This window comes from Rhizobium sp. BK377, assembly GCF_014193935.1.
GTDB lineage: Bacteria > Pseudomonadota > Alphaproteobacteria > Rhizobiales > Rhizobiaceae > Rhizobium.
Window position 1 is genome coordinate 225065 of record NZ_JACIAC010000003.1, and the last position, 15185, is coordinate 240249.

A 15185-nucleotide genomic window follows, 5' to 3' on the forward strand; every position below is an offset into this window, starting at 1 on the left:
GATAGGGACCGCCATTAGATTGACAAGCGATAGCTCGCCAGTCATGCCTAAAAGAGCGGAAGTCATCCTTCCTGCCGTATCTCCAGAGAGATCATAATGACCCTGCTCTCCCCCCGCGATTTCTTGACCAGCCTGTTTTCCGCAGCCGTGCGCGCCGCCGATCCGCTGACCGGCATCACCGCGCATCTGCCGAAAAAACCAAAGGGCAAGACAGTCGTGGTTGGCGCCGGCAAGGGTGCAGCGCAGATGGCGCGCGCCCTGGAAAGCGTATGGAAGGGGCCGCTCGGAGGCGTGGTCGTCACCCGCTACGGCTATGGCTGCGAAACGCGGCACGTCGAGATCATCGAAGCCGCCCACCCGGTTCCGGATGCAGCCGGCCTTATCGGCTCCAGGCGGCTGATGGAAGCAGTCGCAGGATTGGGCGAGGACGATCTCGTCATAGCCCTGATCTGCGGCGGCGGCTCGGCACTGCTGCCTTCCCCGCCCGAAGGCCTGACACTGCAGGATGAGATCCTGCTCAACGAACTGCTGCTCGCCTCGGGCGCGCCGATCTCGGACATGAACGTCGTACGCAAGCATCTCTCCACCATCAAGGGCGGGCGATTGGCCGCCGCGACCAGAGCCCGTGTCGTCAGCCTGATCGTCTCCGATATTCCCGGCGACAACCCCGCCCATGTCGCCTCGGGTCCGACCGTTCCCGACAACTCAACCCGACATGACGCGCTCCAGATCATCCAGCAATACAGCCTCAAGCTGCCGCAGGCGGCCATGGATCATTTGAGCTCTCCAAAGGCCGATGCACCGCGGCCGGACGACCCGGTCTTTGCCCGTCACGAACATCACATCATCGCCTCGTCCAGCGTGTCGCTCGAAGCCGCTGCCGAGTCCGCCCGCGCGCAAGGCATTGCGCCGGCGATCCTCTCGGATTCCATCGAGGGGGAATCGCGCGATGTGGCACTGATGCATGCGGCAATCGCCCGGGAAGTCGCTGGGCGCGACCGGCCGTTCAAAAGGCCGGTCGTCATCCTCTCCGGCGGCGAAACGACAGTGACGTTGCGCACCAGGGGGGGCAAAGGCGGGCGCAACAGCGAATTCGCATTGGCCATGGCGCTGGCGATCGACGGTTATGACAGCGTTCACGTGCTTGCCGCCGACACCGATGGTATCGACGGCTCGGAAAGCAATGCCGGCGCCTTTGCCGACGGCAGCACGGTCAAGCGGCTGCGCGCCGCAGGCTTTGGCCCGCGCCATGTGCTGGATACCAATGACAGCTATTCCGGCTTCAAGGCCATCGGCGACCTCTTCGAAACCGGCCCGACGGGCACCAATGTCAACGATTTCAGAGCCATCCTGATCGTCTGACCGCTCCTCCATAGGAGAATTGTGCGGCCCGCCGATTTACCGATGCGTTCTCGGATAAGGATTCGGTTCCGGTGGCGTCCAGCTGGCGAGTGCAGCAGGATCGGGCTTCCATATTTCGACCTTCAAAGGATAGCAGGCGGCCTCGTCGCTTGAATGGCCTGCGCCGCAATCGCCGCCCGGGCAGGCCGACAGGGCACCAAGAAGATCGATCTCAGCAAAGAACTCGATGAAATCTCCCGGCCTGACGGGGCTCGCCTTCATGAAATATTGGTGCGTGTCCCTGGTGAAGCCGGTGCACATGAAGACGTTGAGGACGTCATGCACATGTATCTCGGCTTGCTCGACCGACATGCCGCTCTCGGCGGCTAGCGCCCGCGTCAGGTTCGAATGGCAGCAATGATGATAGTCGCTATCCTTCAGCAATCGGTTGGTATAGGGATCGCAACGCGTGCCGATGACATCGTGAATGCCGGCGCCATCGTCGTCCCATCCGTACCAGCCAAGGCTGTCATAGGTGATGGTCGCCATAGGGCGCAGGTGCGGCAGCGTGCTCCAGAGACGATCGCCGACCCCGACATGGGTTGCGTGTAGAGCCCGTGTCTTGCCGCTGAAAAACCGTTCGGTGAGATCGGCAGCGTTCCAAAGATTGAGGTCACCAACCTGCGGACCGTCGATACTGACGATGCGAAAGAAATGCCCCTGCGGAACGTGGAAGCTGCCCGCCTTGCGCGGTGGCACAATCACCTCGCTGATCTTCGTCAGCGTTTGGCGGGCGGCCTCGAGCAGACGGAGATCGGCGGAAGGCAACCTTTCGACGGGATAGACGACCACGGGCGGTGCTGACCGCCGCTCGGCCGCGTCAGATGGAATTGGCACTATCGACTGCTCCGACATCCGGTTGGTTCCGCTCCGCTTGCGGTCGTCGGGTGCTGCGCCCGGTGACACGCGATAAGTCGCCGAGCACTCTTAGCAGGGCTGCGCCATTGGGCAACCGAGATGTTTCTTGCCCTATGGGAAAGTTTTGCTTAGTCATCCTGAAATGAGAAACCTTCCCCTCGCATCACTGCGGGCATTCGAAGCTGCCGCACGCCACGAAAGCTTCGTCAGGGCGGCTGCCGAACTGAACCTGAAACCGGCCGGCATCAGCCAGCACGTTAGGGCGATGGAGAATTGGCTCCGCATGCCCTTATTTTTGCGTCATAGCCGGGGCGTGACGCTGACGGCCGCAGGCAGGGAATTCGGCGCAGCCGTTACACAGGCGTTGGCGCATATCGAAGTCGCCGCCCGGCAGTTGAGGCTGGAAGCAAACAGCCGGCCGGTCAGCGTTGCATGCATTCCCTCCATGGCGGTGCGATGGCTCATTCCGCAGCTGCCTAGGCTGAGAATTACTTTCCCTCATATCAGGATCAACATCGTCTATGCGCTGGATGCCAGGACGCCCGAAGCGGCAGGTGCCGATCTCCTCGTCTGCCACGGCGTGCGGCCGGAATCCGGTGCCATCAAGCTCCTGGATGCCGAAACCAGACCAACCTGTTCGGCAGAATTCCTCGCCCGGCATGGCCCCTTTCACACGCCAGCTGACCTGCTTGGCTGCGAAATTCTGCACGACGAGACGACCGATGCCTGGGCGCGCTGGATGTCGGGCGCCGGCATCCATTCCGCGCCGAAGGCCGGACCTGTTTTTGCCGACTTCAATCTCATGATCGGCTCGTTGATCAGCGGCCAGGGTATCGGCCTTTGCCCGACAGCGCTGATTGCAGAAGAGATCGCGGCGGGTTCGCTCGTCTCCCTCTTCGAGAGGGCTTCCGATTTGGACAAGGCCTACTGGCTCATCGAAGCAAGAGGCCTCTCGCGCGAGGCGAGAATGCTTCGCGATTGGCTGCTTGCAGCAAGGCAGGACGAGAGCTGACGGCCGATCAGGCCTTGGCGCGCTTCCGAACAGGCAAATCCGGAGGTGTCACTCGCCAGATGTTGCGACCGTCCGCCTTGGCGCGATAGAGCGCCCGGTCCGCCTCCTGCATGAGCGTTTCGCGGTCCACTCCCGCAGCAATGCCGATGCTGATGCCGAGCCGTATGGCAAGACCATTGATAATAAAAGGCTGCTCGAAGGCGCCGATGCAGCGCTCGGCGAGATCAATCGCTTCGCCTCTTTCTCCCGTCATCAGGATTGCAAATTCATCACCCCCGAGGCGGGCGAGCAGATGACCTCGCGCATGCATCTGCAGCCGATGGGCGACATCTTTCAGCACGTCATCTCCGGCAGCATGGCCAAACGTGTCATTGACGGGCTTGAATCCATCCAGATCCAGACAGCAGATGATGACCTTTTCCCGGTCCTCCGATGCAAGGGCTTTTTCAAGCGCCTTGTAGAATTGCATCCTATTTGGCAGGCCAGTGAGAATGTCGTGATGGGCCAAACGATTGGCTTCGGTCTCGGCAAGAACTCTGTCGCTGACATCGGCCACGGTGAGCAGCAGCCGATGCTCGGCTCCCTCCTGGAGCTGACGGATATAGATCAGCACGTGGCGCTCCGATCCGTCCCGCGTCGTCTGTCGCCAGATCGTGCGGGCATCACAGTCACGGTCGAGATGGAGAAGGATTTTCTCGAATGCTTCGAGGTCGCCGTCGACATGCATGTCGCAAGCTCGCTTCGACAGTAGCGTTGCTGGTAGGAAACCATAAAAATCAACGGCTGCCTGGTTGGCCTGAAGAATGGCGAGACTATCGCCATCGCACAAAAGCATGGGCATGGGATTGGCGTTGAACAATTGGCGAAGCCAGTCTTCCCGCTGCTTGAGGCCGGTAATATCGATGCGCATGCCGATCGCGCCGCCGTCGGGCGTGCGCCGGTCATCGTGGCGCAGCCACCGGCCATCCCGCAACTGCTGCTCTTCTTGCGAAACCGGCTGACGAAATTTCTGCATGCGGGCGCTGAACCATGCCTCCTTGTCCTCGACGAGCTCGCGCATCCCGTCGCCGGCGAGGCTGGTCCTCAATATATCCTCAAAGGCGACCCCGGGCCTAAGATGTTCGGCTATATCAGCGTAAAGCTCAGCATATTTCTGGTTCCAGAGAACATAGCGGTCGTTGGCATCGAACACGCAGACCGCCTCCGGCAGCATCTCGATGACATAGCGCAAACGCAGATTGGCCTCCCGCGCCGCGTAACCTGCAGCGCGCTCGTCATCCACCGGCTCGAAGAAAGCAACCGTGACCGTCTCCATACCTGTCGGCCAGTTCATGACCTGTACGCTGTATAGTCGACGCTGACCGGAATGATCGCTGATGAAGACAGTGGAGACACCTGAGAGCAACGGCCATTCCGGAATGAGGTCGGCAATATCGACGGCGGCGAGCCTGTCTTCGAGATGGAGGAGATGCCCGGCTCCGGTATTGGCAAAGATAACGCGACCGGTGGTGTCGAGCACAAGCACCGCCATCGGACAGGCTTCCAGGAATGCGAGGATTTCAGCGCCAAGCACCATTGGTCCAACCGTAAAGTCGCATCAGCAGATCTTTCGGATGTGACTTTAACAGCGGAACGTAAAGGAATGTAACCAAGTCTCACAGCGCAATAATTCCACACATACTCTGAAGCAAGACAAGGTTTATGCAAAGTTAACAGAAGATCCTGATGTCATTTTCCACGACGAAATGGCTTGGACATTTCATTGGCTTCACTGCTCTGACCTCGATCTCATCACATCGCAGGGCTGTGTCTTCTCGCATAAGCAGGAAATCGCTGGCGCTCGCCGGCAACGCGCGCATCTGTCACGCCTGCATAATTGGTAGGATTTTTCATGAACCGGTGAACGAACGAAATAAATAGTCTATAGATTTTATAGACAATTCGACACCCTGTCCGTCATCGCTCCTGATATTGCAACCTCGAACGGGAAACATCGACGATGACATTGGCAAAAACATTGGGAACGGCTGTCGTGGGCCTCATCTTCCTCGGCATCTTCGGCAGCGCGGCATTGGCCGAGACGAGCGCGCCGCTCCTCGACAAGGTGCCACAAGGAACGGTTCTGACGATCGGCGATCCCGTGACACAGAAGGCTCTCGAGGTTTCCGGCCTCGTCAAGGAACTTACCTTCGAGGTCAAATGGGCAAATCTCAGCGGTGGCCCCCAGACATCCGAAGCCTTCCGCGCGCATGCACTTGATGTCGGCTCCGTAGCCGAAATCCCGTCGATCTTTGCAACCTGGAACAATCTGCCGGTCCGCAACATCGCCTATCGCGAACGGAAGGATCCGATTGTCAATCCAATCTACCGTTTCGGCATCGCGCCTGGCGTCGACGTCAAGTCGCTCGCGGATTTCCGCGGCAAGCGCATCGCCTTCAGCCCGGGCCAAGCCCAGGGTACACTCGTGCTTCGCGCGCTACACGCCGCAGGCCTGACGAAGAAAGACGCGACACTGGTCGAGCTGCCGAGCACCGGCGACGTCTATCCGAAGGCGCTCGCCAGCAAACAGGTCGATATTGCGCCGCTCGGCGGCGTCAATATCCGCCGCTACGTCAGCCAGTATGGCTCCGATGGTGCGAGCCTGATCGAGCACGGACTTCGTGACGACCCCGCCCATCTCTATGCACCGCAATGGGTGCTGGACGATCCCGCAAAGGCAGCCGCCCTTGCCGAATATGTCCGTCTCTGGGCACGGGCAACCGAATGGGTCGATCAGAATCCCGAAATCTGGATCAAGGAATATTACATCGGCCAACAGGGTCTCAGCCGCGAGGACGCCGAGTTTCTCGTCAAGCTCTCGGGCACCCAGGTCATCCCGGATAGCTGGGCAGACGTGAAGAAGCGCCATCAGGAAACCATCAACCTCCTGGCTGACGAACTTGGCTACAAGCCCTTCGACGTCGAACAGATCTTCGACAACCGCTTCGAAAAAATCGCTGCTGACGCCCTGCCAAGAAGCCAGTGACCGCGCGCCGTTTCATAGCGAAGAGAGGAGATCGCAAGCATGGCAACCACCTGGGATGCAGATAACATCAAGACATCACGGAGATCGCCGCGCGAAAGCGCCGGCGTAACAGCTACAGCAAAACACGCAGCTTCCCGCACCCGCCGCAGGCTCGGTCCCGGACGCGAGATACCGTTCGGACTTCAGATCGGCCCGGCATTGCTGGTGCTGGCCTGGGTTGCCGGATCGGCGTTGGGGTGGATCGACCCCCGCATTCTCTCGGCACCCTGGACAGTCGTCGAGGCGTTCGGACGGCTGATCGCCGAGGGCCGTCTGCAGGACAATTTCGTGACGTCTGCGACGCGCGCGCTGCTCGGCCTCAGCATAGGCCTCGTCGTTGGCACGGCTCTCGCGGTCATCGCCGGCCTATCCCGCGTCGGCGAGGCGCTGATTGACGGGCCAATCCAGATCAAGCGCGCGATCCCGACGCTGGCGCTGATCCCGCTTTTCATTCTGTGGTTCGGGATTGGCGAAAGCATGAAGGTCACGACCATCGTGCTTGCCGTCATCATCCCCATCTACATCCACACCCATAACGCACTGCGCAGCATCGACAGCCGCTATGTCGAGCTCGCCGAAACGCTGCGCATGAGCCAGACGGACTTCATCTTCCAGGTCGTGCTGCCCGGCGCCCTGCCCGGCTTCCTCCTCGGCCTGCGCTTTGCCGTCACGCTCTGCTGGGTGTCGCTCGTGGTGGTCGAACAGATCAACTCCACCAGCGGCCTCGGATACATGATCGATCTTGCCCGCACTTATGGGCAGACCGACGTTATTCTCGTCGGCCTCGTGGTCTATGTGCTGCTCGGCCTCGTCTCGGACGGTCTCGTCCGCCTGCTCGAACGGAGGGTCCTGTCATGGCGCCGTACTCTGGCCAACTGAAGGCAGCCGTCCGCGTTGAAAATCTCGTGCGACGTTTTGCGGCGAAGACGATCCTCGACAGTGTGGATCTCGATATCGGTGAGGGCGAGTTCGTGGCCCTGCTCGGGAAAAGCGGATCAGGCAAGAGCACTTTTCTCAGAGCCCTTGCCGGCCTCGATCATGAGGTCGAGGGAACGGGTACGCTCGAGACCCCGGAAAGGCTTTCGGTGGTCTTTCAGGATGCCCGCCTGCTGCCCTGGCGCACGGTCATTCAGAACGTCACGCTCGGCCTGCAGGGTGAAACCGGACAGGAAGCAGGACGCAAGGCGCTCGCCGAAGTTGGTCTCGAAGGACGCGAAACTGCCTGGCCGAACCAACTGTCCGGCGGCGAACAGCAGAGAGTGGCACTTGCCCGCTCGCTGGTGCGCGAGCCGGCCCTGCTGCTGGCTGACGAACCCTTCGGCGCACTCGATGCGCTGACCCGGCTGAAGATGCATGATCTCTTGCGGGAGCTTTGCGCAAAACACCGCCCCGCCGTCCTGCTCGTCACCCATGATGTCGATGAGGCAATTTCACTCGCCGACCGAATCCTGGTGCTCGATGAGGGCCGCTTGGTGGAGGATCTGCGCATCGACCTGGCCGTACCTCGCGACCACGGCGACCCGCGCTTCGCACAGATCCGAACCCGGCTTCTGAGCCGTCTCGGGGTTGATGTCCCCGGCCGCCGCGCCGCCTGAAATCAACGGAGATCGTCATCATGGCTAGTCAGAAAAGACAGATACGGCTTGGCGCATTCATCATGGCAACGGGCCATCATATCGCCGCCTGGCGCCACCCGGACGCGCAGGCCGACGCTGGCTTGAATATCGATCACTATCGCGATCTGGTTCAGACGGCGGAACGCGGCAAGTTCGATCTCGTTTTCGTTGCCGACAGCCCCGCCGGCTGGGAGCGCGCCAAGGATCCGGAAGCGCTGCGCCGTACAGCGCAAGGCGCCCATTTCGAGCCGGTCACCCTGTGGGCGGCGCTCTCGCAGGTCACAAGCCGTATCGGCTTTGTTGCGACGGCCTCCACCACCTATGAAGACCCCTATCTGCTCGCCCGCAAATTCGCCTCGCTGGATTATATCTCCAAGGGTCGGGCGGCCTGGAATGTCGTCACCACGGGCGCTGACGTCTCCAAGAATTTCTCTATCCCCGGCCACCCGGCCCATGCCGACCGCTATGCACGGGCCGAGGAATTCGTCGATCTGGTGAAGGGCCTATGGGATTCCTACGAGGACGATGCCTTCATCCGCGACAAGGAAAGCGGCGTCTACCTTGATCCGGACAAGGTGCATCAGCTTGATCATCAGGGCCAGTTCTTTAGTGTCAGCGGACCATTGAATGTCGGCCGCCCCGTCCAAGGCTATCCCGTCATCGTGCAAGCCGGTGCATCCGAGCCCGGCCGAGAGCTCGCAGCGCGCACCGCCGAGATGATCTTTACTGCCAACCAGACGCTGGAAGACGCTCAGGAATTTTACTCCGACGTCAAAGGACGTCTTTCCCGCTTCGGGCGCGGCCCGGACGAGCTGCTGATCAGCCCCGGCATCTTCCCGGTGCTCGGCGGGACGGAGGCTGAGGCCAAGGCAAATTACGACTATATCCAGTCGCTCGTCCACCCCTCGGTCGCCTGGAATATCCTATCGCGTCACTACAAGGGCGTCGATCTCTCGGGTTATTCGCTTGACGATCCGGCTCCGCCGCTTCCTGACAGCACCGAGCTCAATAAGAGCCGCCTCAAGCTGGTCACCGATCTGGTCTCCCGCAACAATATGACACTCCGCGAGTTCTATCTGGCGGTCGCCACCGCCCGCGGCCACCGCACGGTGATCGGTACGCCGGAACAGGTTGCAGATGCGATGCAGGAATGGTTCGACAATGGTGCGGCCGACGCCTTCAACATCATGCCGCCGATCCTGCCGACAGGACTGACTGACTTTGTCGATCAGGTCGTGCCGATCCTGCGCAAGCGCGGTCTTTTCCGCGAGGAATATGAGGGTGCGACGCTGCGTGAGAACCTCGGCCTGCGGCGTCCGGCAAATGCGCTCGCACTCAGAGCGCGGCAGGGCGAAGCAGCCCGGATAGCGGGATAATTTCCTGTCTGTGTTACGCAGGCGACGGGGCTCGAATTGCCAGCCCGGTCGCCCATCCTTCGAACCTATTTATAACCGCAGGCGAATCGTATGAGCAGAAACCCGGAATTCCTCTGGTATATTCCCAATGCCGCCAAAGCCGGCCACCGCGGCGATTCGCCGGTCGAAAACCACAACAGCCTGGAAACGCTGACGAACCACGCCAAGGCACTTGAAGAGCATGGCTGGAAGGGTGCGCTCATCGGCACCGGCTGGGGCCGTCCGGACACATTCACGGTCGCAACGGCTCTTGCCGCCCGGACGACCACTTTCGAACCGCTGATCGCAATCCGCCCCGGCTATTGGCGGCCGGCCAATTTCGCCTCGGCGGCTGCCTCTCTGGATCACCTCACCGGCGGACGCGTGCGTGTCAACATCGTCTCGGGTAAGGACAATCTCGCCGCCTATGGCGACACTGAGGGCGATCAGGCGCATCGCTACGCCCGCACCAAGGAGTTCATGCGCCTAGTGCGAAGGCTCTGGACCGAAGAAAACGTCACCTATGCAGGCGAACATTTCGGAGTCAGCGAATCCACCGTCGTGCCGCGCATCGAAGCCCGCGGTCCACGCCGTCGCCCGAAGCTTTATTTCGGTGGGGCATCGGAAGCAGCCGAGCGGGTTTCGGCCACAGAGGCAGATGTCCAGCTGTTCTGGGGTGAACCGCTCGACGGCGTGCGGGAGCGGATAGAGCGTCTGAAGCAGCTTAGCCGCGATCTCGACCGCGATCTGCCATCACTCGAATTCGGACTAAGGATCACGACCTTGGTCCGCGACACGACCGAAGAAGCCTGGGCCGATGCCGAAGCGAAGGTCGCCGAAATGGCAAAAAACAGCGGTGTCGGCTGGCACGATCACCAACGCGCGGTCGCCGTCGGCCAGCAGCGCCTGCTCGACCTGCATCAGCGTGGTGAAGTGCTCGATGACAATCTCTACACCGCGCCCGGCAAGTTCGGCGGCGGTGGTGCGGGCACCACCTGGCTGGTGGGCTCCGCCACGGATGTCGCCCGCTCGCTGCGCAAATACCAGGCGCTCGGTATCAGCCATTTCGTGCTCTCCGACACGCCTTATCTCTCCGAGATCAAGCGCCAGGGGGACCAGCTATTGCCTTTGTTGAGAGGTGCCGCACCGTCCGCTGCTTATCGACAAGAAAGGCATCAAGCCGGCGTCGCCCAAGCGCTCACGTGAGCACACCCGGTCGTCTCTGACCGGGTGTTGGTTGCTGCGGGTAATCTGTGGCTGGTATGTGCTGGACAGGCGCCTCAATGGGCGCCTGCACCCCCGCTGACCTGCGGCTTTTTGGTGAGAAGCAGAGCAATTGCCGCCAGAGCCAGCACGACGCCGATGACAGCAAACGTGTCGCTGAAGCCCATGATCAGCGCCTGGCGCTTGACGACCTGACCAAGCGCGACGATCGCCTTCTGCGATGCGACGGCCGGATCGGTGACACCATGCTGGGTGAAATAACCTGTGAGCTGAGTCAGGCGGTCGCGGACTTCATCACGGGTCAGCGTAATCGACTGACCGATGATGTTGGAATGGAACTGCTCGCGCTTCGTCAGGATCGTGCCGAGCGAGGCCGTGCCGACCGCGCCGCCGAGATTGCGCAGCATATTGGTCAGCCCCGAAGCGGCGGCGGCATCGGCGGGTGCGATGCCGGCGGTGGTGATTGCCGTGATCGGCGTCAGCACCAGGGCCTGGCCGATGGCGCGCACGATATTCGGAATCCAGAACTGGTCGCCGCCATTGTTGGCCGAGAGCGTGATGTTCATGAAGCAGCTGATCGCGAAGATCGAGATTCCGAGAAAGCCGATATAGCGGGCATCGAACCGCTTCATCAGCACAGGCACCAGCGGGATGAGCAGCAGCTGAGGCAGGCCGGTCCAGGCGAGCACATTGCCGATCTGTTCGGCATTGTAGCGCTGAACCTGGCCAAGATATTGCGGCAGGATGTAGACGGTGCCGAAGAGTGCGACGCCAACCAGCACATTGACCAGCACACCGATGCCGAAATTGCGCTGAGTGAGTAGGCGCAGCTTCACCAGCGGCTTCTTGACGGTGAGCTCGATCCAGATGAAGGCGGCCAGGAAGACGAAGGCCACGATGCCGAGCTTGACGATGAAGGGCGAGGAGAACCAGTCGTCCTTGTTGCCTTCTTCGAGCACGGTCTGCAGAGCCGAAAGGCCGATTGCCATGGTGATGATGCCGGCCCAATCGCCCCCCTTCAGGAGATGAAGCTGCATCGGCTGCTTCTCCAGCGTCAGAGCGAGAGCGGCCGCCATGATGAGGCTCGGGATGGTGTTGATGAAGAAGATCGTCTGCCAGCCGTAATTCTCCGTCAGGTAACCACCGATCGTCGGACCGATGGCTGGGGCAAACGTGACCGACAGGGCAAAGACGGCAAGGCCGAGCGGCTGCTGGCTCTTCGGCAGCTTGGTCAGCACCATGGTGAAGGCCATGGGGATCAACACGCCTCCGGCAAAGCCCTGCAGGCCGCGCAGCAGGATCATCGTGCCGAGGTCATGCGCGAAGGCACAGGCCATAGAGAAGAGCGGAAAGAGGATGGAATTGACGAGGATATAGCGGCGAAACGAGAAAACGTTGCTGAAGTAGGCCGTCAGCGGAATGACGACGATCTCGCCGATCAGGTAGGAGGTAGAGATCCAGGCGCCGTTGTCGACACCCGTACCGATGCCGCCCTCGATATCAAGAAGCGAGGCATTGGTGATCTGAATATTGAGGATAGCCATGAAGGCGCCGATCATGCCGGCGAGAACGGCGATCCACTCCCTTGCGCTGGCCTTTGTGCTGGCGCGCGGCTGCGGGATAGCGCCTGATGTTGTTGCGATACTGGACATGACACGATCTCCTGTCCCTTCGCTTAGTTGCCGGCAGCATCGACCTTGGTGTCGATGCTCGGCTGGACGGACATGCCGGGGCGGAGATCGCCCTTTTCTGCGGCATCGCCATCAAGCACGATCTTGACCGGAATGCGCTGGACAACCTTGGTGAAGTTGCCGGTGGCGTTATCGGGCGGCAGCAGGGCAAACTCCTGGCCGCTTGCCGGCGACAGGCTGTCCACATGGCCGTGATAGGTGCGGCCGGGGAACATATCGACCTCGATATCGACCGGCTGACCGGCATGGACATCGGTCAGCTGCGTCTCCTTGTAGTTGGCGACGATATAGGCAGCCGTCGTCGGCACCACAGCCATCAGCTGAGTGCCGGCCTGGACATATTGGCCGACACGCAGGGTGCGGTTGCCGACCGCGCCGTCTACCGGCGCGACGATCGTTGCGTAGGAGAGATTGAGCTCAGCCTGGTGCGCGACTGCCTGATCACGGGCAAGCGTCGCCTTGGCCTGGGCAAGTTCGGCATTCAGAAGATCGACCTGCTTGGTTGCGGCGTCGAGAGCCGCCGTGTCCCGAACGATCGTTGCCTGGGCGGCCGCAATTGCGGAAGCTGCCTGCTGGGCCGTCTGGACCGGCGCATAACCGCTGGTGGCAAGGTTGGTATAGCGTTTATTGTTCTGCTCGGCGAAGGTCTCATTGGCCTTGTCGACATCGAGTGTGGCCCGGGCGGCGGCAATCGTCGACTGCTGGATATCGAGCGAAGCCTGCTTGGCATTGACGGTCGCTTCGGCGGCTGCGACATCGGCTTTCGCCTGATCGAGCGCCGTGCGGAAATCGCGGTCATCGATGCGGGCTAGCGGCTGGCCGGCCTTTACCGTTTCATTGTCGCTGACAAGAACCTCGGCAAGATAGCCGGAAACCTTCGGCGCGACCGTCGTGCTATCTGCTTTGACATAGGCATCGTCGGTCGCGACCTCGAAACGCCCGACCGTCCAGTAATTGTGGCCGTAATAGGCGGCAGCGGCGATGATGGCGATGGTTGCCACACCAATTAGCAGCGAGCGGCGGCCGCGTCTGCGGGCCGGTGCTTCCGAAGCCGGAGCGGAGGCGGCGGGATTGTTGACAAGCGGCGTCTTGCCTGCGTCAAGCGTTGCAGGCGTGGCGGCGGCTGCCGCTTCTGTTACCGATATATCGGCCGGGGCGGCATTATTATTCAGGGCATGCAGCGTCTTGGCGGACATCGTTTCTCTCCTTGGGGGAAGGTCGCTGTCGTCTCGGCCGCGGCCTTGAAATTTGGCTCAAGCTTCATTTAGGAAACTTGATGTTTTCCAAAATATGAGTTAGAAAAGAGAAGTCAACGGGAATTTGGAAAATAACAATGGTCCAAAATCACAATATCGAGAAGAAGCCGCGTGGCCGGCCGCAGGTGCGTTGTGACGAGGATACGCGCAGCGTGCTCATCGAGGCCGCCAATAAACAGTTTCACGAGAACGGTTATGCCGCGGCCTGCATCGCCGCGATCGCCCAGGAAGCCGGCGTTTCGACCAAGACGCTCTATCGCCTGTTTCCAACGAAGGCGGATCTGTTTTCCGAAATGGTCTCGGATCGCACCGGACGCTTCCTGCTGGCGCTCGACCCCGGCACACTGGCGACGGCCGGGCTTCACCAGGGTCTGGAGCGCATGCTGATGGCCTATGGTATGCTGACGCTTTCGCAGGACACGATCACGATTACCCGACTCGTCATCGGCGAATCCGATCGCTTTCCCGAACTCGCCACCTCCTTTTACGAAAAGGCAATCAATCGCACCAACGCGTCGATGGAAAACTGGCTGCGCCGCCAGGTGGAGCACGGGTTGATCAAGCTCGAAGACCCGCACGCTGCCTGCGGCATGCTGCGCGGTATGATGATCATGGAACCCCAGCGCGCCGCCATGCTACGCCAGCTTCCGCCGCCGAATATCGAAGAGATCGCTGCGAGGGCGAAAATGTGTGCGGATATTTTCCTCAAGGGATGCACAGCCTAGGGCAATAGGGAGCATCCACGCGAAAGACGTGGCCGCTGAAATGCCGAGGAACTTCAGCTAGTGGTAGAGATACCAATCGCCGGATTGTCCGGCGCAATATCATGAAATTTATGTCGCGCCGGAACACCGTCGCGGGGATCGCGACGGCATCCGGCGAATCTGCGCTACATCAGGCCGCGAGAACTCCCATCTTTTTCGCCGTCCAGGTGGCGATCAAGTCCATCAGCCCGGGCGACAGGCAATCGTAAGGCTCAAGCCCAACTTCCTTGAGACGCGAGCGTACGGCGCCCATTTTGCCAGGGTCATATCCGCTTTCGATAATCGACGATACGAAAGCGGCAAAGCCGGGTGCCGCCCAGCCCTTCTCCTCGAACCGTTCGGGATGAACAAAGGAAAGGCCCTGAAAGGCATGGTCGCGCTCGACAGGTCCGTACATGTGGACCCCGCAATCCTTGCAGGCATGGCGCTGGATCAGCGCAGACGGATCGACGACCGCCAGCTTGTTTCCGTTCTCCAGAACCTCGACATTAGCGGTCGGCGCCACGGCAACCACGGAAAAGACTGCACCCTTCGGCTTCCAGCATTTCGTGCAGCCACAGGCATGGTTATGGGCAATATCGCCCGTGACGCGGACTTTCACCGGATTGCTCGCGCAATTGCACACGAGCGTGCCGCCGACAAAGGACGCATCGGTCGCCCGGTATCCTGAATCCACGATTGGGTGGATCGCTACATTGTTCATGCGTTGTCTCCTTCCCTTCCTGGGCCGAGGCGGAATGCCATGGCCAAGCCCTGTGTCACCGCGCAAACCCCGCGACTGCCGGCGCGAGACCTCCTCCTAGACCGAGTATATCACCACGCGGTCGATATCGTCCGCCCTTCTTCTGTTCATGCCACGGGATCAGGCACGGTATCCGTCCCCGACTTTAGGGACGCTCAGCCAG

Annotated in this window: 12 protein-coding genes and 1 pseudogene; 8 read left to right on the forward strand and 5 right to left on the reverse strand. The window is 60.8% G+C overall.

Features of this window, described 5'->3' with window-relative positions:
- Positions 1-96: 96 nt before the first annotated feature.
- The gene (locus FHT92_RS15695; protein WP_183826783.1) at positions 97-1362 is read left to right on the forward strand and encodes a glycerate kinase; all 1266 of its coding nucleotides are present in this window, start codon (positions 97-99) and stop codon (positions 1360-1362) included.
- A 36-nt stretch (positions 1363-1398) separates the two neighbouring features.
- Here the strand turns inward: FHT92_RS15695 and FHT92_RS15700 are convergent, their stop codons facing one another.
- Positions 1399-2256: an urea carboxylase-associated family protein gene (locus FHT92_RS15700; protein ID WP_183826786.1), complete on the reverse strand. Its 858-nt coding sequence runs from the start codon at positions 2254-2256 to the stop codon at positions 1399-1401.
- A 145-nt stretch (positions 2257-2401) separates the two neighbouring features.
- Between FHT92_RS15700 and FHT92_RS15705 the strand changes: the two genes are divergently transcribed.
- Positions 2402-3271 (forward strand): LysR substrate-binding domain-containing protein, encoded by an 870-nt coding sequence (locus FHT92_RS15705; RefSeq protein ID WP_183826789.1) that lies wholly within the window; start codon positions 2402-2404, stop codon positions 3269-3271.
- A gap of 7 nt (positions 3272-3278) precedes the next feature.
- Here the strand turns inward: FHT92_RS15705 and FHT92_RS15710 are convergent, their stop codons facing one another.
- Positions 3279-4847 carry a diguanylate cyclase domain-containing protein gene (locus tag FHT92_RS15710; protein WP_246735492.1) on the reverse strand — a complete coding sequence of 523 codons (1569 nt, stop codon included), beginning with the start codon at positions 4845-4847 and terminating at the stop codon, positions 3279-3281.
- Between the two features lie 423 nt (positions 4848-5270).
- Between FHT92_RS15710 and FHT92_RS15715 the strand changes: the two genes are divergently transcribed.
- From FHT92_RS15715 to FHT92_RS15735, 5 genes and pseudogenes are all read left to right on the forward strand, one after another.
- Positions 5271-6296 carry an ABC transporter substrate-binding protein gene (locus tag FHT92_RS15715; protein WP_183742568.1) on the forward strand — a complete coding sequence of 342 codons (1026 nt, stop codon included), beginning with the start codon at positions 5271-5273 and terminating at the stop codon, positions 6294-6296.
- Positions 6297-6335: 39 nt separating this feature from the next.
- Positions 6336-7214 carry an ABC transporter permease gene (locus FHT92_RS15720; RefSeq protein WP_183826792.1) on the forward strand — a complete coding sequence of 293 codons (879 nt, stop codon included), beginning with the start codon at positions 6336-6338 and terminating at the stop codon, positions 7212-7214.
- Positions 7190-7930 carry an ABC transporter ATP-binding protein gene (locus FHT92_RS15725; RefSeq protein WP_183826795.1) on the forward strand — a complete coding sequence of 247 codons (741 nt, stop codon included), beginning with the start codon at positions 7190-7192 and terminating at the stop codon, positions 7928-7930. The genes FHT92_RS15720 and FHT92_RS15725 overlap by 25 nt, the downstream gene beginning before the upstream one ends.
- A 20-nt stretch (positions 7931-7950) precedes the next feature.
- A complete protein-coding gene (locus FHT92_RS15730) occupies positions 7951-9327 on the forward strand; it encodes an LLM class flavin-dependent oxidoreductase (protein ID WP_183826798.1) in 1377 nt (458 codons plus the stop codon).
- A gap of 90 nt (positions 9328-9417) precedes the next feature.
- Positions 9418-10482, forward strand: a pseudogene (locus FHT92_RS15735) (LLM class flavin-dependent oxidoreductase); the annotation flags it as partial.
- Positions 10483-10625: 143 nt separating this feature from the next.
- Here the strand turns inward: FHT92_RS15735 and FHT92_RS15740 are convergent.
- Together FHT92_RS15740 and FHT92_RS15745 are read right to left on the reverse strand one after the other, a co-directional pair.
- Complete coding sequence (locus FHT92_RS15740) at positions 10626-12221, reverse strand: DHA2 family efflux MFS transporter permease subunit (protein ID WP_183826801.1); 1596 nt, start codon at positions 12219-12221, stop codon at positions 10626-10628.
- A gap of 23 nt (positions 12222-12244) precedes the next feature.
- Positions 12245-13456: an HlyD family secretion protein gene (locus FHT92_RS15745; RefSeq protein WP_183826804.1), complete on the reverse strand. Its 1212-nt coding sequence runs from the start codon at positions 13454-13456 to the stop codon at positions 12245-12247.
- A 137-nt stretch (positions 13457-13593) separates the two neighbouring features.
- On the opposite strand from FHT92_RS15745, the gene FHT92_RS15750 reads away from it, so the two are divergent.
- Entirely contained in the window at positions 13594-14241 is a 648-nt protein-coding gene (locus FHT92_RS15750) for a TetR/AcrR family transcriptional regulator (protein WP_183826807.1), read from the forward strand.
- Between the two features lie 169 nt (positions 14242-14410).
- Here the strand turns inward: FHT92_RS15750 and gfa are convergent, their stop codons facing one another.
- Positions 14411-14983, reverse strand: coding sequence for an S-(hydroxymethyl)glutathione synthase (gene gfa, locus FHT92_RS15755; RefSeq protein ID WP_183742554.1), 573 nt, complete (start codon positions 14981-14983; stop codon positions 14411-14413).
- Positions 14984-15185 lie beyond the last annotated feature (202 nt).